Below are 6,335 nucleotides of genomic sequence, written 5' to 3' on the forward strand. Positions count from 1 at the left end.
TGGCCGAAACATCCTGCATCGATGACGGTGCGTTTTTCTGCCTCGGGCGGAACCCATCTTCCGATCGCCGGTTCACCTCGTAACCCTGTCCAGAAACGGAGTGTTCCCGATGGCGATGACCAACAGCTTCCCGCCCGATGTGCCGAAGGATGCGGAGGAGATGCGCGAGGAGGCGGGCGCCACCGTGCGCAGCCTGCGCAGCAAGGCGAGCGAGATGGCCGACAAGGCCGGCGAGGTGGTCAAGGATCATTACACCCGCGCGAAAGAGGCCGTGACCGATGCCGTCAGCGAGGCCGATCCGATGGAGACGGCCCGCCAGGGTGGGCAGGCCGTGGCCGGCGCCGTCGGGCGGCACCCGCTGGCGGCTTTCGGGCTCGGTGCGCTGAGCGTCGGGCTGATCGCCTGGGCTGCCCTGCGCAGCCGTGAGCCTGCTTCGCGCTGGGAACGCTACCAGCCGGATTACGGACGCTGGCGTAGCTGGCTGCAAGACCAGGGATCGGAAGCGGCCGATGCCGGGAATCAGGCGTTGCGGGCCGGCGGCAAATGGCTGCGCTCCCAGCGGGGCCAGGTCGACGACTATGCCGACCAGGCCAGCGACTATGCGGCGCGGGCACGCGGCTATGCCGATCTCGGCGGGCGCATGCTGGCGAAGCGGGCCGAACGCGAGCCGGTGGCGGCGCTGATCGGCCTGGGGCTTGCCGTTTATGTGATCGGTTCGCTGTTGACGTCCGCCTCGGCCAGCGAGCCGGCCACGGCTCCGGCGCGCAAGCGGGCAGCGCGGCGCTGACGTTTTCCGATAGGCCACAAAAAAGTCCTGCGACGCCGAGCGCCGCAGGACCGGGATATCCTGGAAGAAGGAGGTGCCTTCCGAAAGAAGGCGCCTCGCTATCTCACCACCAGTAGCCACGGCGGCCGTAATAACCACGGCCGTAGTAAGCGCGGTTGTCGGCGGCAACGAGGGCGCCGCCGATGACGCCGGCGGCCACGCCGGCCGCAACCGCATTGCCGGTCTCGTTCGAGGCCCGGCGATTCTCGACATAGTTCGCCGAACGGCACTGCTGGTAGGCGCGGGTGCCGGGGCGGAAGCCCTGGGACTCGCAGGTGACTTCCGCGTCGGCCATCGATTCCTGCGCGGTCTGGCAACCGGCGAGAAGAGCAGCCATCGCACCAACGATCAAAATGCTACGCATTATTTATTCCTTTTCAGCCTCCCATTGGCCTGCTGGAGACTTAAGAGCAGCCGCGTTGGCAGGTCAAGAATGGGCATCGTGTTTGAGTTAAGTTCGCACGGCTGTTTTGTGACAATAGTGTCGTATCCGGTTCTTGGCGGGAGGTGGCGAAGGTCTTCCGCTTTGGAGACTTGCAACCGTCAGCCGCCGGAGCATTTCCCGATTGGCGTCGGGCTTGCTTTTGTGTCAAAGCGGCGGATCATGCGTTCGATACCTCCGAGAGAGACCATCCGGCCGTGACGATGAAGCCGCGTTTCCTGATCCTTCTGCCCGTGCTTCTGCTCGGCGCCTGCGCCTACCAGACCTCGCGCACTAGCATCGTGGTGGTCACCAACACGCAGGGCGTGATCGAGAACTGCCAGAAGCTCGGCGAGATCGACGGCGATTCGGGTTTCGGTTCGGTCGTGCCGCTCGACAAGATGCGCGAGCTGACGCTGAACCGGCTGAAGATTCGCGGCGCCGATATGGGCGGCACGCATGTCTTCTCCGACGTCGCCGACATCAAATGGTCGGGCGGCAAGACGACCGGCACCGTCTACAAGTGCAATCCGGGCTAGGGTTTCGCCTCCGGCTGCTACGGCGACGATGCTTTGACGCTTCATCCCTCTCGCTTCCCGCCGATCGCTGGGTGACAGCCCGGATCAAAGCGGCAAAGCGGAGCGAAACCGTCCTTTATTCGAAGGACCGGCGCGGCGAGCGGAGAATCGCGCCGCGAGGCGGGCTCATCCCTTCAGCAGCCATTCGTGCTCGGCGGCGTTGTGGAATTTCCAGCTCCGCTTCGGGCCGGCCATCACATTGAGATAATAGAGATCGTAGCCGTGGCAGGTCGCGCAGGGGTGATAACCCTTGGGCACCAGCACGACGTCGCCGTCCTCGATGGCCATGGCCTCGTCGAGGCTGCGGTCGTCGGTATAGACGCGTTGGAAGCCGAAGCCCTGGGGCGGGTTGAGGCGGTGGTAGTAGGTCTCTTCCAGATAGGTTTCGCGCGGCAGGTCGTCCTGGTCGTGCTTRTGCGGCGGATAGCTCGAGGTGTTGCCGGCCGGCGTGATGACCTCGACGACGAGCAGCGAATCGGCCGGTTCGGTCTCAGGCAGGATATTGGTGACATGGCGGGTGTTCGAGCCCTTGCCACGGACCTCCTGACCGAGCTCGTCCGGCCGGATCACGCGCACGGGAAGTCCACCGCCGAGACCCGGTGCCGTGCAGATGGCGAGTTCCAGATCGGTGGTGGCGGTGACGGACCAGGCGGAGCCTTCCGGGAGATAGACCGACCAGGGCTTGCCCTCGAAAGGGCTCATGCGTTGGCCGAGTTCGCCGAGGTTCTCGCCGCCGACCGTGGCCTTGCCCTTGCCGGTGACGAAGACGAGGCAGGTCTCGCGGTCGCCGGTCTGCGCCGAAACGGTCTCGCCCGGCTTCAGGCGATGCAGGTCGAAGCCGACATAGGTCCAGCCGGCGCTTTCCGGCGTGACATGGGTGACGCGGCCATGGCTGCCGTTGGGCTTGACCTTGAGACGGGACATCGGTGCTTCCTCAAGCAGTCAGATTCAATCAGGGCGTCATTCCGGGCGCAGCGCAGCGGAGGCCCGGAATCCATCGTAAAGCGCATCGACCTCCGGTGGATTCCGGATCGGCACCGCTTTCGCGGCTTGTCCGGAATGACGGTGGAGGATGTTCAGGCCAGCCCGGCTTCCTTGATGAAGCGCACCAGATTGGCATGCCCCAGCTTGGCATAGGCCGCGGGCTCGGCCTTTTTCGGGTCCTGCTCGGCCTCGACCACGATCCAGCCGGAATAGCCCTGCAGCTCCCTGAGCACGCGGACATAGTCGATCAGCCCGTCACCCGGCACGGTGTAGACGCCGGCGAGCACGGATTCGAGGAAGGACCAGTCCTCGCGATTCGAGCGCCACATCACGGCTTCGCGGATGTCCTTGCAGTGAACATGGTGGATGCGCGCCTTCCAGTGGCGGGCGATGCGGGCGGGGTCGCCGCCGCCCCAGGTGGCATGGCCGGTGTCGAGCAGGAGGCCCACGGCAGGGCCGGTGACGCCCATGAAGCGGTCGATCTCGGCCTCGGTCTGCACGACCGTGCCCATATGGTGGTGATAGACGAGCTGGAGGCCGTATTCCGCTTTCAGCGCTTCGGCGAAGTTGGTGTAGCGCGCGCCGAACTCGTCCCAGCGCGTCTTCGGCAGGACGGGCCTGGCCGAGAGCGGCTTGGCGATGTCGGAATGGATCGCGTTCGAGGTCTCGGCCGCGATCAGGACCGCGCAGCCCATGTCGCGCAGCAGCGTCGCATGGGCCTTTACGGCCGCCATCTCGGCGGCGACGTCGCGGACGAGCAGTTCGGTCGAGTACCAGCCCGAGACCAGCGCGTGGCCGTGAGCATCGAGGATGGGCTTCAGCTTGCCGGCCTCGCGCGGGAACTTGTTGCCGAGCTCCATGCCGGTGAAGCCGGCTTCGCGCGCCTCCTTCAGGCAGGTTTCGAGCGGAATGTCGCCGCCGATCTCCAGCATGTCGTCATTCGACCAGCCGATGGGGTTCGCGCCGATGCGGATCATGTCAGGGGTCTTTCTCGCCTAGGGAAACGGCTTTAGTTGCCGATGTTCTGATGCTTGCGCAGCTTGTCATAGCTGGCCCGCGCCGTGCGGACTTGCTCTCGCTCGCTGACCTCAGGCACCGCGACATCCCACCAGGCGCCGCCGGCGCCGGTCGAGACCAGCGGATCGGTGTCGATGACGATGACCGTGGTGCGGACGTTCGTCCTCGCTTGCGCCAGCGCGGCTTCCAGTTCGGCGATCGAGGCGGCCTTGACCGCGATCGCGCCCATGCTGGCGGCGTGGGCGACGAAGTCGATCTCCGGCAGCGTCTCGTGCCGGCTGTCCTTGAGTAGGTTGTTGAAACTCTGGCCGCCGGTCGCGTTCTGCAAGCGGTTGATGCAGCCGAAGCCGCGATTGTCGAGCAGGACGATGGTGAGCTTGAGGCCCAGCATCACCGAGGTCGCGATCTCGGAATTGAGCATCAGATAGGAGCCGTCGCCGATCATGACGACGACCTCCCTGTCGGGCCGCGCCATCTTGGCGCCGAGCCCGCCGGCGATTTCGTAGCCCATGCAGGAGAAGCCGTATTCGGCATGGTAGGAGCCAGGCGCGCCCGCCTGCCAGAGCTTGTGCAATTCGCCGGGCAGGCCGCCGGCGGCATGGAGCAGGATGACGTCCGAACCCAGCGTGCGCTGGACCGCGCCGATGACCTGGGCATCCGAGGGCAGGGCGGCGTTGCTGGCGGCGGTCGCCTTGCCGGCTTCTTTCAGCCAGTCCGCCTTGCCGGACTTGGCATTGTTGGTCCAGCTTTCCGGCGCTTTCCAGCTGCCGATGGCTTCGGCCAGCTCGGCCAGGCCCTCGCGGGCGTCGGCAACGAGGGGCAAGGCACGGTGCTTGCCGGCATCGAAAGCCTGGACGTTGAGGCCGATGATCGTCTTTCCGGCAGCGCCGAACAGCGCCCAGGAGCCGGTGGTGAAATCCTGCAGGCGGGTGCCGACGGCGAGCACGAGATCGGCTTCTGCGGCGAGCCGGTTGGCGGCTTCCGTGCCGGTGACGCCGACGGCGGCCATGTTGAGTGCGGCGTCGTCGGGCAGGGCGGATTTGCCGCCCTGCGTCTCGCAAACGGGGATGCCGGTCGCGGACGAGAAGCGGGCGAGGGTGTCGCTCGCGCCGGAATAGAGCACGCCGCCGCCGGCGACGATCAGCGGCTTCTTGGCGGCTTTCAGCGCCGCGGCAGCGGCTTTCATCTCGTTGCGGTCGGCGCGCGGACGGCGCGGCGTCCAGAGACGCTCCTCGAAGAAACTCTCTGGGTAATCGTAAGCTTCGGCCTGCACGTCCTGGCAGAGCGCGAGCGTGACGGGTCCGCATTCGGCCGGATCGGTCAGCACCTGCATGGCCCGGGTCAGCGCCGGGATGATCTGCTCGGGCCGAGTGATGCGGTCGAAATAGCGCGAGACGGGCTTAAAGCAGTCATTCGCCGAGATCGTACCATCGCCGAAAGCTTCGACCTGCTGGAGGACCGGGTCCGGAATGCGGTTGGCGAAGACGTCGCCCGGCAGCAGCAGCACCGGCAGGCGGTTGACATGGGCGAGCGCCGCGGCGGTGACGAGATTGGTCGCGCCGGGGCCGATCGAGGTGGTCGCAACCATGAAACGGCGGCGCATGTTCGCCTTGGCATAGGCGATCGCCGCATGGGCCATGGCCTGCTCGTTATGGGCGCGGAAGGTCGGCAGGCGTTCGCGCTCATGCCAGAGCGCCTCGCCGAGTCCGGCGACATTGCCATGGCCGAAGATCGCCCAGACGCCGCCGAAGATCGGCAGGCGCTGCCCGTCGATCTCGGTCATCTGCGCGGCGAGATAGCGCGTCAGCGCCTGCGCCATGGTGAGGCGGACGGTGCTCATGATCTGTCTCCGGTCGGGAGTCTTTTTAGCATCGGCTTGGTCCGAAAACCGGTTCCCACTTTTCGGGCCGATGCGCTAGGCCGCCTTGCGGCCGCGCGTGGCAAGCCAGAGGCCGGTCAGCGCCTCGAAACGCCCCGCCATGTCTGCGATCGCGGCTTCGTCGTCGAGCTTGCCGGAAAGCCAGCCTTCGGCCGCGTTCATGAAGATGGTGCGGCCCACGGCGAAGCCCTTGACGATGGGGGCTGAGGCCGTCGCGGCGAAGCCGGCCTCCAGCTCCTCGGCGGGAGCATCGAGTCCGAGCAGCAGCACGCCGCGGCACCAGGGGTCGTGCCTCGCAATCGTCTTCTCGATCGCGGTCCAGGCGGCGGGGGAGGATTGCGGCTCGAGCTTCCACCAGTCGGGCTTGATGCCCAGCGCGTAGAGCTCTTCCAGCGCGCGGGCGACGGTGTCGGATCCGAGCGGGCCGTTCTTGCCGGCGATGATCTCGACCAGCAATTCGCGGCCGACCTTGCGCGCCGCCTCGAACAGCCCGCGCAGCTTCTCCTGCTGCTCGCGCTTCAGCTCGGGCGCATCGTCCGGATGGTAGAAGCACAGGCACTTGATGCAGTGATCGACCGGCCATTCCGGCAGGAGCGAACCGATATCCTGGCTCGTCTCGAAGCGCAGCGG

7 protein-coding genes are annotated in these 6,335 nt (G+C 66.4%); 2 read left to right on the plus strand and 5 right to left on the minus strand.

Going from position 1 to position 6,335, the window contains the following annotated elements; all coding sequences use genetic code 11:
• The first annotated feature begins 109 nt into the window (after positions 1-109).
• The gene (locus AB4Y99_RS10445) at positions 110-787 is read left to right on the plus strand and encodes a hypothetical protein (RefSeq protein ID WP_113254515.1); all 678 of its coding nucleotides are present in this window, start codon (positions 110-112) and stop codon (positions 785-787) included.
• 103 nt (positions 788-890) lie between these two features.
• On the opposite strand, the gene AB4Y99_RS10450 is transcribed toward AB4Y99_RS10445, so the two are convergent.
• Positions 891-1,163, minus strand: coding sequence for a hypothetical protein (locus AB4Y99_RS10450; protein ID WP_248312686.1), 273 nt, complete (start codon positions 1,161-1,163; stop codon positions 891-893).
• A 308-nt stretch (positions 1,164-1,471) separates the two neighbouring features.
• Between AB4Y99_RS10450 and AB4Y99_RS10455 the strand changes: the two genes are divergently transcribed.
• The gene (locus AB4Y99_RS10455) at positions 1,472-1,786 is read left to right on the plus strand and encodes a DUF4156 domain-containing protein (protein ID WP_113254514.1); all 315 of its coding nucleotides are present in this window, start codon (positions 1,472-1,474) and stop codon (positions 1,784-1,786) included.
• Positions 1,787-1,951: 165 nt separating this feature from the next.
• On the opposite strand, the gene iolB is transcribed toward AB4Y99_RS10455, so the two are convergent.
• From iolB to AB4Y99_RS10475, 4 genes are all read right to left on the minus strand, one after another.
• Positions 1,952-2,749, minus strand: coding sequence for a 5-deoxy-glucuronate isomerase (gene iolB, locus AB4Y99_RS10460; protein WP_441523257.1), 798 nt, complete (start codon positions 2,747-2,749; stop codon positions 1,952-1,954).
• Positions 2,750-2,901: 152 nt separating this feature from the next.
• Complete coding sequence (gene iolE, locus AB4Y99_RS10465; RefSeq protein WP_441523258.1) at positions 2,902-3,786, minus strand: myo-inosose-2 dehydratase; 885 nt, start codon at positions 3,784-3,786, stop codon at positions 2,902-2,904.
• 32 nt (positions 3,787-3,818) lie between these two features.
• Positions 3,819-5,669 carry a 3D-(3,5/4)-trihydroxycyclohexane-1,2-dione acylhydrolase (decyclizing) gene (gene iolD, locus AB4Y99_RS10470; RefSeq protein ID WP_441523260.1) on the minus strand — a complete coding sequence of 617 codons (1,851 nt, stop codon included), beginning with the start codon at positions 5,667-5,669 and terminating at the stop codon, positions 3,819-3,821.
• A 72-nt stretch (positions 5,670-5,741) separates the two neighbouring features.
• Positions 5,742-6,335, minus strand: a 594-nt coding sequence (locus AB4Y99_RS10475) for a 2-deoxy-5-keto-D-gluconate 6-phosphate aldolase domain-containing protein (protein WP_441523259.1), incomplete at its 5' end; no start/stop codon positions are given.

It is taken from the genome of Allobosea sp. TAB14 (assembly GCF_052113865.1).
Classification (GTDB): Bacteria; Pseudomonadota; Alphaproteobacteria; order Rhizobiales; family Beijerinckiaceae; genus Allobosea; species Allobosea spartocytisi.